This window comes from Methanohalobium evestigatum Z-7303 (genome assembly GCF_000196655.1).
Lineage (GTDB): Archaea > Halobacteriota > Methanosarcinia > Methanosarcinales > Methanosarcinaceae > Methanohalobium > Methanohalobium evestigatum.
This window is the reverse complement of the sequence record NC_014253.1, coordinates 1,016,634-1,033,273: the sequence shown is the minus strand read 5'-3', so window position 1 is coordinate 1,033,273 and position 16,640 is coordinate 1,016,634. Positions and strand designations below refer to the sequence as shown.

At 36.2% G+C, this 16,640-nt stretch carries 16 protein-coding genes, 1 tRNA gene and 1 pseudogene; 11 read left to right on the top strand and 7 right to left on the bottom strand.

The window, feature by feature from the left end; genetic code table 11:
- Positions 1 to 16: 16 nt before the first annotated feature.
- A complete protein-coding gene (locus tag METEV_RS05335; protein ID WP_013194530.1) occupies positions 17 to 1,021 on the bottom strand; it encodes an RNA-guided endonuclease InsQ/TnpB family protein in 1,005 nt (334 codons plus the stop codon).
- A 171-nt stretch (positions 1,022 to 1,192) separates the two neighbouring features.
- Here METEV_RS05335 and METEV_RS05330 point away from each other — a divergent pair, with 171 nt between their 5' ends.
- On the top strand, positions 1,193 to 1,405 hold the full coding sequence (locus METEV_RS05330) for a hypothetical protein (RefSeq protein ID WP_013194529.1): 213 nt from the start codon (positions 1,193 to 1,195) through the stop codon (positions 1,403 to 1,405).
- A 122-nt stretch (positions 1,406 to 1,527) separates the two neighbouring features.
- On the opposite strand, the gene METEV_RS05325 is transcribed toward METEV_RS05330, so the two are convergent.
- The 5 genes from METEV_RS05325 to METEV_RS05305 all read right to left on the bottom strand — a co-directional run bounded on the left by METEV_RS05325 (position 1,528) and on the right by METEV_RS05305 (position 4,353).
- Positions 1,528 to 2,457, bottom strand: coding sequence for a mechanosensitive ion channel family protein (locus METEV_RS05325; protein WP_013194528.1), 930 nt, complete (start codon positions 2,455 to 2,457; stop codon positions 1,528 to 1,530).
- A gap of 200 nt (positions 2,458 to 2,657) precedes the next feature.
- The gene (locus METEV_RS05320; RefSeq protein WP_013194527.1) at positions 2,658 to 3,374 is read right to left on the bottom strand and encodes an RAD55 family ATPase; all 717 of its coding nucleotides are present in this window, start codon (positions 3,372 to 3,374) and stop codon (positions 2,658 to 2,660) included.
- An 87-nt stretch (positions 3,375 to 3,461) separates the two neighbouring features.
- Positions 3,462 to 3,537, bottom strand: a tRNA-Gln gene (locus METEV_RS05315).
- Positions 3,538 to 3,589: 52 nt separating this feature from the next.
- Positions 3,590 to 3,997, bottom strand: coding sequence for a hypothetical protein (locus tag METEV_RS05310; RefSeq protein WP_013194526.1), 408 nt, complete (start codon positions 3,995 to 3,997; stop codon positions 3,590 to 3,592).
- Positions 3,998 to 4,023: 26 nt separating this feature from the next.
- Positions 4,024 to 4,353 carry a DUF2551 domain-containing protein gene (locus METEV_RS05305; RefSeq protein WP_013194525.1) on the bottom strand — a complete coding sequence of 110 codons (330 nt, stop codon included), beginning with the start codon at positions 4,351 to 4,353 and terminating at the stop codon, positions 4,024 to 4,026.
- 141 nt (positions 4,354 to 4,494) lie between these two features.
- On the opposite strand from METEV_RS05305, the gene METEV_RS05300 reads away from it, so the two are divergent.
- From METEV_RS05300 to METEV_RS05250, 10 genes and pseudogenes are all read left to right on the top strand, one after another.
- Positions 4,495 to 4,998, top strand: a complete 504-nt coding sequence (locus METEV_RS05300; RefSeq protein ID WP_013194524.1) for a hypothetical protein — start codon at positions 4,495 to 4,497, stop codon at positions 4,996 to 4,998.
- A 1,073-nt stretch (positions 4,999 to 6,071) separates the two neighbouring features.
- A complete protein-coding gene (locus METEV_RS05295) occupies positions 6,072 to 7,202 on the top strand; it encodes an MFS transporter (protein ID WP_013194523.1) in 1,131 nt (376 codons plus the stop codon).
- Positions 7,203 to 7,494: 292 nt separating this feature from the next.
- Positions 7,495 to 8,148 carry a methyltransferase cognate corrinoid protein gene (locus METEV_RS05290; RefSeq protein ID WP_013194522.1) on the top strand — a complete coding sequence of 218 codons (654 nt, stop codon included), beginning with the start codon at positions 7,495 to 7,497 and terminating at the stop codon, positions 8,146 to 8,148.
- Positions 8,149 to 8,171: 23 nt separating this feature from the next.
- Positions 8,172 to 9,548 (top strand): annotated as a pseudogene (locus tag METEV_RS12000) (monomethylamine:corrinoid methyltransferase).
- Positions 9,549 to 9,874: 326 nt separating this feature from the next.
- The gene (locus METEV_RS05275; protein WP_013194520.1) at positions 9,875 to 12,151 is read left to right on the top strand and encodes a CDC48 family AAA ATPase; all 2,277 of its coding nucleotides are present in this window, start codon (positions 9,875 to 9,877) and stop codon (positions 12,149 to 12,151) included.
- Between the two features lie 101 nt (positions 12,152 to 12,252).
- Positions 12,253 to 12,810, top strand: coding sequence for a CBS domain-containing protein (locus tag METEV_RS05270; protein ID WP_013194519.1), 558 nt, complete (start codon positions 12,253 to 12,255; stop codon positions 12,808 to 12,810).
- 94 nt (positions 12,811 to 12,904) lie between these two features.
- Positions 12,905 to 14,056 carry a pyridoxal-phosphate-dependent aminotransferase family protein gene (locus tag METEV_RS05265; RefSeq protein ID WP_013194518.1) on the top strand — a complete coding sequence of 384 codons (1,152 nt, stop codon included), beginning with the start codon at positions 12,905 to 12,907 and terminating at the stop codon, positions 14,054 to 14,056.
- 9 nt (positions 14,057 to 14,065) lie between these two features.
- Positions 14,066 to 14,530 carry a riboflavin synthase gene (gene ribC / locus METEV_RS05260; RefSeq protein WP_013194517.1) on the top strand — a complete coding sequence of 155 codons (465 nt, stop codon included), beginning with the start codon at positions 14,066 to 14,068 and terminating at the stop codon, positions 14,528 to 14,530.
- Between the two features lie 23 nt (positions 14,531 to 14,553).
- Entirely contained in the window at positions 14,554 to 14,958 is a 405-nt protein-coding gene (gene ribH, locus METEV_RS05255; protein ID WP_013194516.1) for a 6,7-dimethyl-8-ribityllumazine synthase, read from the top strand.
- Positions 14,959 to 14,999: 41 nt separating this feature from the next.
- Complete coding sequence (locus METEV_RS05250) at positions 15,000 to 16,142, top strand: pyridoxal phosphate-dependent aminotransferase (RefSeq protein WP_013194515.1); 1,143 nt, start codon at positions 15,000 to 15,002, stop codon at positions 16,140 to 16,142.
- Here the strand turns inward: METEV_RS05250 and METEV_RS05245 are convergent, their stop codons facing one another.
- On the bottom strand, positions 16,143 to 16,595 hold the full coding sequence (locus METEV_RS05245) for an adenylyltransferase/cytidyltransferase family protein (protein WP_013194514.1): 453 nt from the start codon (positions 16,593 to 16,595) through the stop codon (positions 16,143 to 16,145).
- Positions 16,596 to 16,640: the final 45 nt, after the last annotated feature.

Here is a 16,640-nt window from a genome sequence, read left to right as displayed (position 1 = left end):
CTGTGGTCGGTGGGCGTCACACCGTTGCCACTTGCGGGGCGCCAGTACTCCCGTACGATGCATCTCTGTCTGCACCGCATTGATCACCGGAGCGCATAGCTATATTGAACGCCGCGTTTGCGTCCACATGATCAACGTGCCCGCAATGAGGACACTTGAACGCTTCACCGTACCTAATACCCAGATAACCACATCTACTGCAATCCTGTGATGTATATTCGGGTTCTACAAATTCAATTTTGACTCCAAGCAGCCTGGCTTTGTATTCCAACATAAATTGTAGTTGATAGAACGACCAGCTGTGCAGGGAGTATTTGAACGATTTTTTACATTTCGCAGAATCCCTTATACCTTTCAGGTTCTCCATCCTGATACCACAGTTATTGGCAGCAGCGGTTTCCACAATCTTGGAACTGATTTTATGGTTCAGATCCCTGACAATCCTTGATTCTCGATCTTTGACCTGTTTAACCTTCTTGTATTTTCCTTTGACCTGTAGTTTCCTACGGTCGTTTTTATATTTCAGATGTATATGCTGTGCTTTTTTACCCAGTTTCCAGATTTTACCGGTCTTCGGGTTCGACATCACAGCTATATGTCCGGTTGTATTCAAATCGACACCCAGATAATTCTCTGGTTCGATTTGCTCTCTTTCAGGTACGGTCACCGATACATAAACGTATTTTTCACCGACTTCAATCTGGTTGATTTTTTCAAAATTATCAGGGAAATGGTATTTCAGAGTTAAATTTAAAGGAGTTATCCTTATCTTTCTTTCATTTCTTCTAAGTTCGATTTTTTGGTTAGGTATTGTCAGTTTAACACTGGTTACCTTTTTAGCGGATTTGTCTTTAGCATATTTCTTGAGAATCTGATTAGAAATAGCCGAATTCAATCCGATATGCTTGACATCTTTAGACGAACGAGTACGATATTTGATACCATATTCAGCTACTTGCTTAGCTTTTGCAAGTTCTTCAGAGAAATCCCGATTATGTTTGATTTTATAAGTCAGTATCAAATATCATCGCCTCTATTAAAAGATACGGGCTGATATAATAAAATAATTATGATGAAAAATCAATAACCAACGGGGTTGTTTCATCCAACGGTTAGAAACCGTTGGCTTTCACGTACCCCTGTTACCCCATCTTCGTAATTTATATATAAAATCAGTTCAAGTTGATAGGACATGAGCGATATAACAGACAAACCAAATAAAAATCCGATTATATTGCTTGTTGCGATAGGTATAGCATTAAGTGCTGGGCTTTTTTATGGTATGATGTGGTTTGCAGAAGAACAAAATCTAATCATGGTAATACTGACTGCATCAGCCGTTGGTTTACTGGCTGTTGCCATTACAAAGCTTATAAGTTATTATTACCAAACTAGAAACTTATGATTAATTGGATTTGTCAGACAAAATATTTGCAACAAAGTGCAATATAGTATAAAATTATATGATTTCTAATTCTTAAAATTAAACTATATTTTGGCTGGTAAAAAAAAGAAAGGGATATTAGTTTATCCCTCCTGTTTTCTCTCTTTTGCATATGCAACGATGGCATCTTTTATACCATATTTGAACGCAATTATAACTGCAACACCCCAGGCAAGTGGCTGGAGTATAACATAGAATACCCCGATATTGACAAGCATTGTGTCCAATGCTATGAAAATCACCAGAAGGAGTAAAACCCCTCTTAGCATCGGAAGAAGAACATTTGCACTTTCAATACTCATTCCTTTCATGAAATTATCGAGATATTTTTCAAATACACCGATGGCAAGAAGTCCACCAATTAGTATTAATATACCTGCTGCAAGGTTTGGTAGGTATTCAACAATTCTTCCGACAAGGTCTGCAATTATACTCAGCTGAAGGACGTTTAGTGCCGCTGTTACAAATAACAGGTAACCAAACAGCTTTATAAGCCCAGATATTATTCCGGAAACACTTGTCCCACTTGCCTTTATTGCATTTCCTATAGGACTTTCTGCAACCTTATCATTCAATTCTGTCGTCTCAAGCACTTTCTTAACAAGGTCAGCCAGAAAGTCAACAACAAGGAATCCAACTACCAATATAATAGCTGCTGATGCTATTAGTGGTATGAAGGCTATAACATCTGTCAGGAAATCACTAACAATCTGGATCTGCAATAAATCGATAATGATTACAGCAAATACCAGATAGACAAACCAGCGTATGATGGTATCAAAAAATCCAGTCGTTGTTATATTAGATTTACTAATCATTTTGCCAATGGCGGTCTTGTCAAGTAAAATATCCAACCCTATTTTTTCCAGTATCCTGGAACCAAGTTTTCCAAGACCTTTACCAACAAATCTCCCCACTATTAACAGGACAATTATCGCAACTAAAAGTGGTATAAACTCTATCATCTGACTAACCATATTATATAAACTATCCATAATTGGTGTATTAACCAAAATTAACCCCCCACAATATTACTTTCAACGTAGCAATAAATTATAGAGAGTTATGATATTTAAAAAGTTAAGAAAAACAATTAATTAATTATTATTAGAAATATAATTGCTTAACAAAAAAGAGAATTATATTTAATCTAAAGTCCAAAATTAGTACACAGCCATATAAATTATCTTTATAATATCAGTTTTAATACAGGTTATAAATCCATATTGGATTCCAATAGGGTAATACCACCTGAAGTGATATCGTACAGCATAAGTTCGAGTGATATTTCGGTATCACGCATTTTTGGTATATACATATAACGTTCCATTTTTTCAGTATAAGGATTTTCTTTAATCATAAGTTTTATAGAACCAAATGTTGAGTATTCAGCAAGATTATAGGTAAGGTTATGCGCAGTTTCATCCATCACATAGAGCGCGGAATATCCATTTTCAGAAAGTTCATAAGTTAATGTATCAAAATTATTTCTAAATTCGTAGGTACTTAAACCGATGGAATATACACCTATATTATCAATAACAACTACTTCGGAATCGTTTGATACAAGGTTGGGGAGTTCTTCAAGGTCTATACGTTCGATTGTTAAACCTGCACCTCTAATATCTGATTCTTCTGTCTCAAAAGCACGTTTCCTGTATGTATCCACGATTTCCAGATATCCATTGTTGTAGAAATCCCTTAAACTTAAATTCAATACATCTGCATGGGTAAGTATATCTTCAGGAGTTTCCTCTGTTGCTACTATAGTACATTTTTTACCGTCATGACATGCTTTGTTCAAAAATTGCAATCCAAAAATAGTTTTCCCAGTTCCCGATGAACCTGTGATAACTATACCTTTACCTTTGGGAAAACCACCTGATATTTTTCCATCCAGTTCATCAATCCCAGTAGATAACCTTTCCATAGTTGATTAATTGAAATATAAATTCTTAAAGTTTGGCAATATAAGGTTATTTACTTGGTTGTAAAAATAAAAAATTAGTAATTAAAATGGTAGCCCGGCACGGATTCGAACCGAGGTCACGAGGTCCAGGGCCTCGTATGATTGACCACTACACTACCGGGCTGCATTCGCTATTGCTCACATAGATTGTAAATGTTAATTATAAATTTTTTGGTTTATTTATCCATATTCTCAGGATTATCACCCAAAACGGCTGTCCACCACCATTTAGCCATATCCATTAATTCTTTACTAAACTGACCTGATAAACGGTATTCTTGATTCCTTGTTGTTATAAGACCTGCTCCAAGAAGTTTGTTTCTCATTGAATAGAATGATGCTCGCCCTATATCCAGTTCTTTAATAATATCTTTCCATTCACTGGTTTTTAATGGGTTCCCATTTCTCTGGCGTTCTTCAATCATTAAAATAAACTCTTTACCGCGTTCTGCTGTAGCATCTTCCTGGAACAGTCTACGCATTAAGCTATAAAATGGGTCCCTTGTCTGCGTTATACGGCCGTGTGAATCTGAACGAACAACGATAGTTGTTGAAGTCTTTGGTGCATCTTTTACGTACGACATATTTAGTTACACTTTACAATTTAAAATTACGTATCCAAGTTAGCTGAACGATATTTTGAATACAATATTGACTTTATCAAATCGACATATTCATCTTTTAATGTATATACCATATGTGTTTTATATGATTCTTTGTAAGCTCTGAGTATACCCAGTTTAGAATGTATATATCCCACCATTGAAGCGACTGAACTTCTGGATATATTAAACTTTGTTTTAATAGCCTCATAGAGATCATCGACTGTAACATTTTTTTCTTTCAAAAAAAATGACAATACGCTACTCCTGAGACCACTTGTATCGAGCTCAACAAATTTTTGCAATCGCTGTTTTATTTTAGAGCGTATGGAATCCACTATAATCCCCTCCTGCAATTGCACTGGTTTATTATAGATTTATTGATTTATTGATTTATTAGTAAGTAAATGTTGTTATAATTACACATTACTAATTAATATATTATAAGTGTAAAATATTATTTAAATTTGGTGAAATATATGGAGAGCAAATATCACATTGAGACTGGGACACTCTACATAAATGGATATATTACACCTGCCTACAAGTTCGAAAAAAATGAAATCGGTACATGTAGTACCTGTAATTTTGAAATGGTAAGTATAAGCTACCACATATACAAAAACTGCTATCTGGTTGTTACCGAATGTGTATCATGTAAGAAGTTGTATCTTAATATTTTTAACAATAAATGGGACTGGCAGAATGAAATTCCATTGAAAATGCTAAATAGTAAATCCTTAAAACAATCAGAAGATGTTAAATCTCAAAAAAATAATACAAACGATATTGATGGATATAATGAACTGGAAATGTTAAACAATATACCTGTTAAACAAATGAGAACCATCTTTTCACCTACTGAAATCGAAGCAATGTTTGCAAAAGCACGTGGGGAAGAATATACCCGTCAATATCTATACCGTGCAAGGAAGAAATATCAAGATTTTGAGGATGTTTTTGGTATAAGGTTGACTATATAAACTTATTTTTATTTATACCTATCAAGTCTCACTTTGAATTATGTTCTGTTAACATCTTTTTTATAACATTTATTTTTATTAATTAAATTTTATATATAATTTATTATTATAATAAATAATAAATTTTTAACTGTAACAATTAAAAGTTACAAATAAATAAAAATTATAATGTAACAATTAATTATTACATTTAAATCATATTCATCAAGTCAAAAAATGATAACTATTTTTATATGTTAAAAACATATAATATTAATTTGTTTTTAATACTAATTAGTTCATTTTTAGTTCGGATAAAAACTGAGGATTACAAATTTCCGACCAATAGCCAATATATATAATATAAATAACCATTTTTAATTACTTTAAGTTATAAATGCTCCATGACAGAGTTATTATCACCATCTGTTCCTATACACTATAAGATTAAAAAATGATTAATACAAACGCATGTATTTTAGTTCACTCATTAATTACAAAGACTATATGAATATAGGATTTGATGCCGACAACCCCACCATTAAACAGCAAAAAATGCCCGAAAATGCACATTTAATACTATGTCCTAATCTCATTCTTAACTACATTATGAATGAATATAGACAATGTTTACCTCATATTATTAATTCACCCCTATGTTTTTTATGCATTTTTTAGTTTAATACCCCTACACTGTACAATACCTAAAGTATAATATAAAAATAGACATATAAAAATATAAAATCTAAATTTTTATCATATTTAATTAAAAAAACATTTATAATTATCACTTCTTAACAGTGCTTTTATTTTTTTGCTATATACATTATAAAGTATTTATTGAAAAAAATATATTATAATAATTATTTAATAACAATTTTACTAAAAAATAACTATTATATAATATATTTTTGATTGATGTTATTATTTTAATAAAAGTAATATTATAAAAATTACGATTAAATAAATGTTTATTAATGAGAGTAAATAACAATATAAGTAATAAAAACCTTACTGGTCGGAACTCTTATAAATTGTGTTACCTATTGATAGTTAAAATTGGTAAATATCCTGCATAGGCTGAATGATTAACTATGGACAAATATAGAATATTAATATATACAACAATTTTTGTTATGATGGGACTCTCTGATGCAGTAGTACCAATACTTCCCGAACTTGCAGCCGCAAATCACAGCAATAACCCCATGATTTCAAGTTTACTTTTCTCCACATATTTCATAGCAGCCCTTATCACAATGATACCTTTTGGAATTCTAACAGATATATATGGAAATGTACGTTTCATAATGCTTGGTATCCTGATGACTTTTGTTTCAGGATACCTTATATTGATAACAAACAACCTGTGGATACTACTGTTTGCTCGCATAATTGAAGGTTCAGCATGTGGAGCATTCTTTCCAGCAGCATTTTCAATGCTTTCCAGATATACAAAAAGGAACCAGTATTTTGGAGAATTTAGTTTTTTATTAAATGCTGGACTTGCTGTAGGAGTAGCAATATCTGGTGTTCTGACATCAACAGGACTTAAAAATGGTATCCTATTATTTACAGCAATATCAGGTATATTATTCATCGTAGCAATTCCAGTGTGGAACAAATCCAAAACAGAAATCAATAATCCAGGACTGGGCATAAATGATAAAATTGAGAATACATGGATAAAAATATATACACAACTTAAAGATACCTTCTATACACTGTTTAATGGTAATTATATCAATATATGGATACTTACTTTCTTTGTTTTTGGAGCTCCTACCGTCTTTGTAGCTCTATATCCAGATTATAGTGAAGATTTTTTATCAAAAACAATGCTTGGTATCACGATAGCCAGTTTATATGTTAGTGCTATGATTACATCATTCCTTATCGGAAGATCAGGATTTAAATATAATACCATGATAAAAGCAGGATTAATAATAATATCTGCTGGTGCCATCATTGCTATTAATTATCCCATATCAGGGTTTATTATAATGGGCATAGGTGGAGGATCAGGCATGGTAGGATTGCCTATTGCAGTATCACATTTAAATGTCAACCGCGGACTTTCCATGGGGCTTTTAAACACTTGTACTTATGCAGGTCTTGGACTTATGCCACTGTTTGCAGGAGTACTTACACCGTATCTCAGTTTTGAATGGATTTTCCTACTTGACGGAATCATAATCGGCATATCAGTTTTTATGCGAATTTGAATCCCTGATAAGATTAGAGTTCCGGTAATACAGATATTTATAATTGTTTGTATAATTTTTAAATAAAAAACTGTGAAAATAAAAATTGCGTTTTTCATTTTATTTTTAAAACTGGTATGTTGATAGCGAAATGTTTATTTATAACAACTCCATAATGTAATCAAAATAGTTACAAAATAACGAATAAATATAAAAATGCTTATATAGCATAATAATTCAATTAATTCTACTGCATTGTAATTACATGGGGTTATATACCTATTATTAACAATGAATAAATAAAGGTGAGATAATGGACAAAGAAGAACAATTTGAAAAACTTAAAAATGCTATAATAAACCAGGACATAGAAGGATGTAAAAACCTGACAAAAGAAGCACTTGATGCAGGTTTATCAGCCGTAGAAATTGTCAACAAGGGTCTGACACCTGGTATGAAGGTTGTCGGTGACAAATTCGAAAGCGGTGAAGCTTTCCTCCCACAGATTATGATGGCTGCCAAAGCAATGCAGGGTGCAATGGAATACATTGAACCTGAATTGCAAAAAGGAGAAGGCGAAGAAAGAATAGGAACTGCTGTTACATTCGTCCAAGAAGGAGACATTCATGATATCGGACACCGTCTGGTAACTACTATGCTGCAGGCTAATGGATTTGACATCGTTGACCTTGGTGTAGACGTGCCTGATGACAACGTTCTGGAAGAAATCGAAAAACAGAAAGATGACCAGATTTTACTCGTAGGCTCAGCACTCATGACCACTTCTATGCTCGGCCAAAAAGAGCTCATGAATCTGATTGGAGAAGCTGGTCTCAGAGACAAGGTTAAGGTCATGCTCGGAGGAGCTCCTGTAACTCAGAAATGGATTGATGAGATCGGTGCCGATGCAACTGCAGAAAACGCCGCTGAAGCTGCAAGAGTAGGGCTCGATTTAATGAAAAAATAAAAACTATAGGAGGTAAGTAAAACATGGCATTCAAAAAATCATTTACTGTATACGATTTCTACGACAGAGCAAAAACAGGTGAAAAAACCACACAGGACGACTGGGACCTGATGACCATACCGATGAAAGCAGGTGAACTCAAACAAAAATATGGCCTTGATTTCGGTGACGAATTCGTTCCTACCGATAAGGACATGATGGAAAACCTGTTCAACGCTGGTTTTGAGATGCTGCTTGAGTGTGGTATTTACTGTACCGACACTAAAAGAATTGTAAAATACACTGAAGACGAGATATGGGACGCTATCAACAACGTTGATAAAGAATTCACTCTCGGTACAGGCAGAGATGCTGTTACTGTACGTAAAAGGGAAGTTGGAGACAAAAGAAAACCACTTATTCAGGGCGGTCCTACCGGTGCACCTGTATCCGAAGATGTTTTTGTTCCCGTGCACATGAGCTATGCGATGGAAAGAGAATGTGACCTTATCGTAAACGGTGTCATGACATCTATCCGTGGCAAATCACCGGTACCAGGAAGCCCATACGAAGTACTGGCAGCCAAAAGTGAATCCAGGTTGATTAAAGAAGCATGCGCCATGTGCGGTAGACCCGGTATGGGTCTGTAGGGACCCGAGACCTCACTGTCTGCTCCAGGTAACATCTCTGCTGATGCTGTCGGCGGACTTAACCCTGCAGACAGCCATGAGGTCTCACAGCTTAATGAACTGAAAATCGATCTGGATGCTATCGCTGTTGTTGCACACTACCAGGCAAACAGCGATGTCATAATGGATGAACAGATGCCTATTTTCGGTGGATATGCTGGCGGTATCGAAGAAACTGCCATCGTAGATGTTGCTACTACAATCAATGCTTTCCTGATGAACAATGCTACATGGCATCTTGATGGTCCTGTACACATCAGATGGGGTTCAACTAACACAAGGGAAGCCCTCAAGATTGCAGGATGGACTTCTGCTACTATTAAAGAGCACACCGACATGATACTTGGTAACCAGTACTATCCATGTGCAGGCCCATGCACTGAGATGTGTCTGCTGGAAGCTGCTGCTCAATCCATGACTGATACCGCATCAGGCCGTGAAATACTGTCCGGTGTCGCTTCTGCAAAGGGTGTCGGTCAGGACAAGACTACCGGTATGGAAGCTCGAATGATGGGTGAAACTGCAAGAGCTACTGCTGGTATGGATATCAACGAGGTCAACAAGATACTTGACAAGCTTGTTGGTATGTACGAGAACGATTTCGGTAACCTGCCAGAAGACAAGACCTTCCAGGAGTGCTATGACATTTCCACCATCACACCTATTGATGAATACGTAAATGTCTACGATGGTGCTAAGAAGAAACTGGAAGACCTGGGACTGGTATTCTAAATTTATCCAGTGGTTATTATACCACTTTCTCTTTTTTACAATAATATTTGCTGCAAAACAAAAGCAGAAAATTAAAAAACATTTACCAAAGTATCATTACTGTCATACATTACTTATTCCTGCAAAGCCCCATTAATTATCATTTTTTGTGATATACCATCTATATTACAGCTTGTCCATGTTTAACTAATTGTATTAGTGCTAACCTTAAACCAAAGGTTTAAAAATCAATGAGTAAATAATTATTGTATTATTACTCTGCTATATATCAAGGTTATTGCATTTTTAATGTTTCAACCGTATATATTTAAAGAAGGGGAGATTCAATGGATAAAAGCTCTAATGTAAAATCTATCAAATTAAAAGTTGCTGAAGCTAACCAGAATGATGTGGGTAAAGGAGTGGTTCGCATTGACAAGGCTTCAAGAGATAAAATAGGTGTTAGAGAATATGACGTTGTAGAACTTAGAGGAAGACGTACTACCTCTGCAATAGTTCGACGTGAATTTCCAGCTGATAGTAGCAAGGATATAATCCGTATGGATGGGCTTATACGCACAAATTCCAAAACAAGTATAAGCGACAACATAACAGTAAAAAAAGCAGAGTGGAAAGAAGCAAAACATGTAACACTTGCCCCTGTTACAAAGGGCGTCCGTATCCACGCCCCTGCAGAAATACTACGGTCTATTTTTAAAAACCGAACTGTTTCAAAAGGAGATTTCATATCAACAACTAACGTTAGGAAACCAAAAGATACCTATGGCAAGGGTATGATGTATGAAGATTTCTTCCAGGATATGTTTTCATCATCTTTTGGTCTTGGTGAAGTTAAAATACAGATTGTATCCACCTCTCCTTCTGGAATTGTAAAAATCACTGATTCAACAGAAGTTGAATTACTACCAGAATCAGTAGAAGTACTTCCTGAGAAAGACATACCAAGTGTCATGTATGAAGACCTAGGTGGTATCAAACCAGCTATTGTGAAAATCAGAGAAATGATAGAACTTCCACTCAAACACCCCGAACTATTTGATAGTCTGGGTATTGAAGCTCCTAAAGGTGTACTGCTTCAAGGACCTCCAGGAACCGGGAAAACACTGCTTGCAAGAGCTGTTGCTAATGAATCCGATGCCTATTTTATATCTATAAATGGACCAGAAATAATGTCAAAATTCTATGGTGAATCAGAACAACGTATACGTGAAGTTTTTGATGAAGCCGAGAAAAACACCCCGGCTATCATATTCCTTGACGAACTTGATTCAATTGCTCCAAAACGAGCAGAAGTAACCGGTGAAGTGGAACGCCGGGTAGTTGCACAGTTACTCTCATTAATGGATGGGCTGAAAGAACGCAAAAATGTGATACTAATCGGAGCTACTAACAGACCTGAAGCTCTCGACATCGCTTTGAGAAGACCTGGACGATTTGATAGAGAAATAGAACTTCACGTTCCTGATACTGAAGGAAGGATGGAAATTCTGCAGATTCACACAAGAGGAATGCCACTTGCAGAAGATGTTGACCTTAATAAACTGGCAGAAATCACATATGGATTTGTCGGTGCTGATATTGCTTCATTGGCTCGTGAAGCTGCAATGGGTGTTCTTCGAAGGATATTGCCTGAAATAGACCTTGATGAACCGGTAATTCCAAAAGACGTACTTGACCAGCTTCAGGTCACCAAAATGGATTTTGATAACGCACTGAAAGATGTCAGTCCATCCGCCATGCGTGAAATCATGATTGAAATACCAAATGTTACATGGGATGATGTTGGCGGACTTGAGGAAGTTAAAGAATTACTTAGTGAAGCGGTAGAATGGCCTCTGAAAAATGCAGAAGCCTTCAGACGCCTAGGCGTTGAAGCGCCAAAAGGTGTTATGCTGTATGGACCACCCGGTACCGGTAAAACCATGCTTGCCAAAGCTGTTGCCAATGAATCCGATGCAAACTTTATCGCTGCTAAAGGTAGTGATTTATTGTCCAAATGGTATGGTGAATCAGAAAAACGTATCGCAGAAGTTTTTTCACGTGCAAGACAGGTAGCACCTACTGTAATATTCCTTGATGAACTGGATGCTATTGCACCTGTACGCGGGTCTACAGTAGGTGAACCACAGGTAACAGAACGTGTTGTAAACCAGCTCCTTTCAGAACTTGATGGGCTTGAGGAATTAAGAGGTGTTGTGGTTATAGGTGCAACCAATAGACCGGATATTGTAGACCCTGCTCTATTGCGACCAGGAAGATTTGATGAACTTATAATGGTACCTGTACCAGATAAAGAAGCACGTCTAAAAATTCTTGAAGTACATACAAGTGAAATGGAACTGGCAGATGATGTCAGTATTGATGAATTGGTTGCACGGACCGAAGGATACACTGGAGCGGATATTGCCGCAATATGTAAAAAAGCAGGAAGGTTTGCATTAAGAGAAAATATAATGGCAGAAAACGTTAAACAGAGTCACTTCCTGAAAGCCATAGAGGAAATAGGACCTTCTGTAACATCTGAAGTTGTAAAATACTATGAACGTATAAAGGGCAAACTGAGAACTAAAAAAGCAGAAGAAATAGAAAATGTATATGTCTAAACAACAATTTAAACATCCTCATTAAAAAGGATGTTTCATTTCCTTTTATCTGATTCCAAAAACCAATTACTTAAATACGGCTATTACCAAATGTAATCCATATGATATTCCCCACAGCAGAGAATCTTAAAAGAAAAAGAAATGAGCTTGGATTTACTCAGAATGAACTGGCTAAAATGACAGGTGTAAGTCAACCACTAATTGCACGTATTGAGGCAAATGATGTTGACCCTCGTTTGTCCACAGTCAAAAAAATCTATGATGCTTTCCAAAAAGCTGAAAACAAAGATCTGTTAGCTAAAAATATAATGCATACTGATGTAGTGTATATTTCACCTGACAAAACAATTAATGATGCAGTTAATATCATGGAAAAACATGGTTATTCACAGGTTCCTGTTTTAGAGGATTGGTCTTGTGTTGGAAGCGTATCTGAAGACATGATTTTAAAAGTTATGACTGATAACAAGATAAACGCTGTTCCAGATATGAGAATCCGTGATGTTATGATGAGTCCACTTCCAGTAATATCTCCTGAAACTTTTATAAACGCTGTTTTTAACATGTTTGAACAATTCTCGGCTGTTTTGATAATGGATAACGGTAAATATACTGGAATGATCACAAAACATGACCTGATGAAATTATTACATAGTTAAATTTTTTATTAAAACCGATAAATTTGGCTACAATTATATATTAGGTAAATCCATTATAGAGCCAATACATAACAGAAATTAAAAGGAGAATAACATGAATTTTGAAGACAAGTTAATAATGATGCCTGGTCCAGTACCAGTTGCACCAAGAATATTAAGAGCTATGTCAAAACCAATGATAAATCACAGAGGTGACGAATTCGCAGAAATTTATGATGATTGCTGTAATATTCTAAAAGATGTATTCAATACTCAAAATGATATTTCTGTTATAAGCGGCTCTGGCAGTGCGGGAATGGAAGCCGCCATCGGATGCACAACCAACAACAATGATAATGTCATTACAATCGAGAATGGTAAGTTCGGTGAAAGGTTCAAATTAATAGCAGATAGGTATGGGAACGCATTACCTGTTGAATCCGAATGGGGAGAACCCATAGATTTGGATAAAGTAGAAAATTTACTTGCTGAAGGTGCAAATTCTGTTGCAATGGTACATAACGAAACTTCTGCAGGTGTATTGAATCCGGCTAAAGAAGTCGGCAAACTTGCCAAAAAATATGATGCTCTATTTATAATGGATGGCATAACGTCCATCGGAGGAGACGAGGTCAAAGTTGATGACTGGGGAGTTGACATTGCAATTGCCGGTTCTCAGAAATGTATAGGTGCTCCTCCAGGTATGTCCATGGTTTCCATAAGCGATAGAGCATATGAAGCAATGGAGAATGTAGATAATAAACCGTATTATCTCGACCTTGAAGCCTATAAAGAAAGCCTTGATAAAGATAAAACACAGACACCTTACACACCTGCAGTACCGCTGTTCTATGGACTACAGGAATCTCTGCATATTGTGAATGAGGAAGGCATAGATAATAGAATCAACCGTCATAGAACGTACTCAAAAGCAGTTCGCAACGCTATGGATGCAATAGGTCTGGAAATGTATCCAACACTGGATGAAAATACTCAGTATTCAAATACTGTCTCTGCTATGAGCGCTCCTGAAGGTGTCAGTGGTGAAGACATTAAAAAAGATATGCTGAAGAGAGGTATTGTTATTGTTGGCGGACAGGAAAGACTTAAGGACAAAATATTCAGAATCGGTAATATGGGCAATCTGACACATAGAGATATACTTATTACAATTCAGGAACTTGAAACCATACTCCACAAAAGAGGTATAATATCTGAGGTAGGTGCAGGTATTAATGCTGCAAACGATATTTTGGACTCTTTATAATAAGATAATATGGCTACCATAGGGATTGTAGATACAACATTTGCACGCTTTGACATGGGAAGTGTTGCACTTGATGAAATCAATAAAAACGCATCCGCAAGAACTGTAAGAATTACTGTACCGGGAATTAAAGACCTACCAGTAGCATCCAAGAAACTCCTTGAGGAGCAGGGATGTGACATTGTTATAGCTCTTGGTATGCCTGGTTCTGCTGAAAAAGATAAAATGTGTGCCAACCAGGCATCCCAGGGTTTAATTCAGGCACAGCTTATGACAAACAAACACATAATTGAAGTGTTTGTACACGAGGATGAAGCGGCAAATGAAAAAGAACTGGCACAACTTATGGAAAACCGTGCACGTGAACATGCGGTAAACGTTGTCAAACTCCTGTATAAACCTAAAAAACTCATAAAAGAAGCAGGTACAGGACAACGACAGGGTTTTGAAGATGTAGGACCTTTAGGTATGTAATAAAATAAAAATGGAGATTATATATGAGTATTAATCTGGGATTTGTTATTGCTGAATTCAACAGAGACCTTACCTATCAGATGGAACTTTTGGGAAAAGAACACGCAGAATTTCTCGGGGCAGAGGTTAAAAATAAAATCCTTGTTCCCGGGGTTTATGATATGCCCCTTGCAATTAAAAAATTCTGTGAACAGGATGATATCGATGCTGTAGTAACAATCGGTGCAGTTATAGAAGGGTCTACTGAACATGACGAAATCGTTGTACAGCATGCTTCAAGAAAAATAACCGATTTGTCCCTGGAATACAATAAACCGGTAACTCTCGGGATAGCGGGTCCAGGTATGACCCGTATGGAAGCACACGAAAGGTTGGATTATTCTAAAAGAGCTGTAGAGTCTGCAGTAAAACTTGTACAGCGCCTATAAAATAATTAAAGTTAAATATAAGACTGCGTTTTGAGTTTTTGATGGCATCTTCAAGGGTAGAACGTGTAAAAGAGTCTGAAACGATAAGAATCGCAAACCTTGCAAATCAGTTACGCAAAAAAAATATCGATGTTATAAGTTTTAGTCTGGGAGAACCTGATTTTGATACTCCCAGACACATCTGCGATTCTGCAGCAAATGCTATGTATAATGGTGAAACTCATTATGCACCGTCTGCAGGAATCCCCCAGTTAAAATCTGCTATTGCTGAAAAATTACAAAATGAGAATAAACTGAATGCAGATGAATCCAATATTTTGGTTACTCCCGGAGCCAAACAGGCTATTTTTGAAATAATGATGTCTGTCCTCGACCAAGACGATGAGGCTATTTTGTTTGACCCTGCATGGGTTTCATATGAACCCTGTATAAAAATGGCAGGAGCACATCCTGTATGGGCTCCAACTAATCCAGACAATGATTTCAAACCCTATGACATTTCTGAATACGTAACCGACAAAACCAAAATGATTGTTGTAAACAGCCCATGTAATCCGACAGGAAGCGTATATGAAAAGGATGTGCTTGAAAATATTGCAGACATTGCAATCGACCATGATTTGTTTGTACTTTCAGATGAAATCTATGAAAAAATCATCTATGACAGAGAACATATCAGCATCGGTTCGATGGACGGCATGCAGGATCGTACCATAACAGTAAATGGTTTTTCCAAATCATATGCCATGACTGGCTGGAGGCTTGGATATGCCTGCGCACATCCTGATATATTCAATAATTTGCTCAAAATCCAATCCCATTCTGTAAGTAGTGCAACAACTTTTGTACAGCACGGGGGCTATGCCGCCCTTAATGGACCACAGGAGCCTGTTTATGAGATGGTAAACGAATTTAGAGCACGAAGAGATGTACTGGTTGATGGCCTGAATTCACTGGGAATTAAATGTAATCGACCACAAGGAGCTTTTTACGCGTTCGCTGATGTCAGTGAATTTGGTACCGGAGATGAAGTGGCTGAAGAATTATTAAAAGAAGCTCATGTTGCAGTAACACCTGGATCAGCATTTGGTCCAAGTGGTAAAAACTTTATAAGAATATCCTATGCAACATCTCAGGATAGAATACAGGAAGGTCTTGAGCGTATAAAATCTGTGCTTGAATAATTAGCAATAACGTTCAAGTATTCTATCGATAATTTTTCCGCTGCTACACAGCGAACAATCACTTAATTTATTAATGCGAACCACCTTCGCATTAATTCCCAGTTCTTCCAGATTTTTCTCGATTGAATCACTGCTGAATTTCTGGTCATAGCCGATTGTTATGACATCTGGTTTTATATTCTTTATCGGTTCATATATATTGGTTTCACTTCCAAGCACTGCTTTATCCACTACATCTAACGAATTTACCATTGTTACACGCTGATTTTCAGGAATAACAGGTTTAGGTTTATGTTTTATCATGGATTCTCTTGCAACGATTACATATAATTCATTACCGAGTTTACGGGCTTCACTTAAATAGTGCAGATGTCCCGGATGAAGAAGGTCAAATGTTCCAGTTGCCAGTACCCTTGTCAAAAGATCACCTTTACAGAGTTTCAATAAAGACATTCAAGAATTAATAAATTTATGGATTAACAAAACTACCACAGTAAA

Bases quoted from the DNA above. Each gene is read 5' to 3' on its own strand.
- METEV_RS05330 (WP_013194529.1), top strand. From the start codon at position 1,193: ATGAGCGATATAACAGACAAACCAAATAAAAATCCGATTATATTGCTT.
- METEV_RS05320 (WP_013194527.1), bottom strand. From the start codon at position 3,374: ATGGAAAGGTTATCTACTGGGATTGATGAACTGGATGGAAAAATATCA.
- METEV_RS05310 (WP_013194526.1), bottom strand. From the start codon at position 3,997: ATGTCGTACGTAAAAGATGCACCAAAGACTTCAACAACTATCGTTGTT.
- METEV_RS05300 (WP_013194524.1), top strand. From the start codon at position 4,495: ATGGAGAGCAAATATCACATTGAGACTGGGACACTCTACATAAATGGA.
- METEV_RS05295 (WP_013194523.1), top strand. From the start codon at position 6,072: ATGGACAAATATAGAATATTAATATATACAACAATTTTTGTTATGATG.
- METEV_RS05290 (WP_013194522.1), top strand. From the start codon at position 7,495: ATGGACAAAGAAGAACAATTTGAAAAACTTAAAAATGCTATAATAAAC.
- METEV_RS05275 (WP_013194520.1), top strand. From the start codon at position 9,875: ATGGATAAAAGCTCTAATGTAAAATCTATCAAATTAAAAGTTGCTGAA.
- METEV_RS05270 (WP_013194519.1), top strand. From the start codon at position 12,253: ATGATATTCCCCACAGCAGAGAATCTTAAAAGAAAAAGAAATGAGCTT.
- METEV_RS05265 (WP_013194518.1), top strand. From the start codon at position 12,905: ATGAATTTTGAAGACAAGTTAATAATGATGCCTGGTCCAGTACCAGTT.
- ribC (WP_013194517.1), top strand. From the start codon at position 14,066: ATGGCTACCATAGGGATTGTAGATACAACATTTGCACGCTTTGACATG.
- ribH (WP_013194516.1), top strand. From the start codon at position 14,554: ATGAGTATTAATCTGGGATTTGTTATTGCTGAATTCAACAGAGACCTT.
- METEV_RS05250 (WP_013194515.1), top strand. From the start codon at position 15,000: ATGGCATCTTCAAGGGTAGAACGTGTAAAAGAGTCTGAAACGATAAGA.
- METEV_RS05245 (WP_013194514.1), bottom strand. From the start codon at position 16,595: ATGTCTTTATTGAAACTCTGTAAAGGTGATCTTTTGACAAGGGTACTG.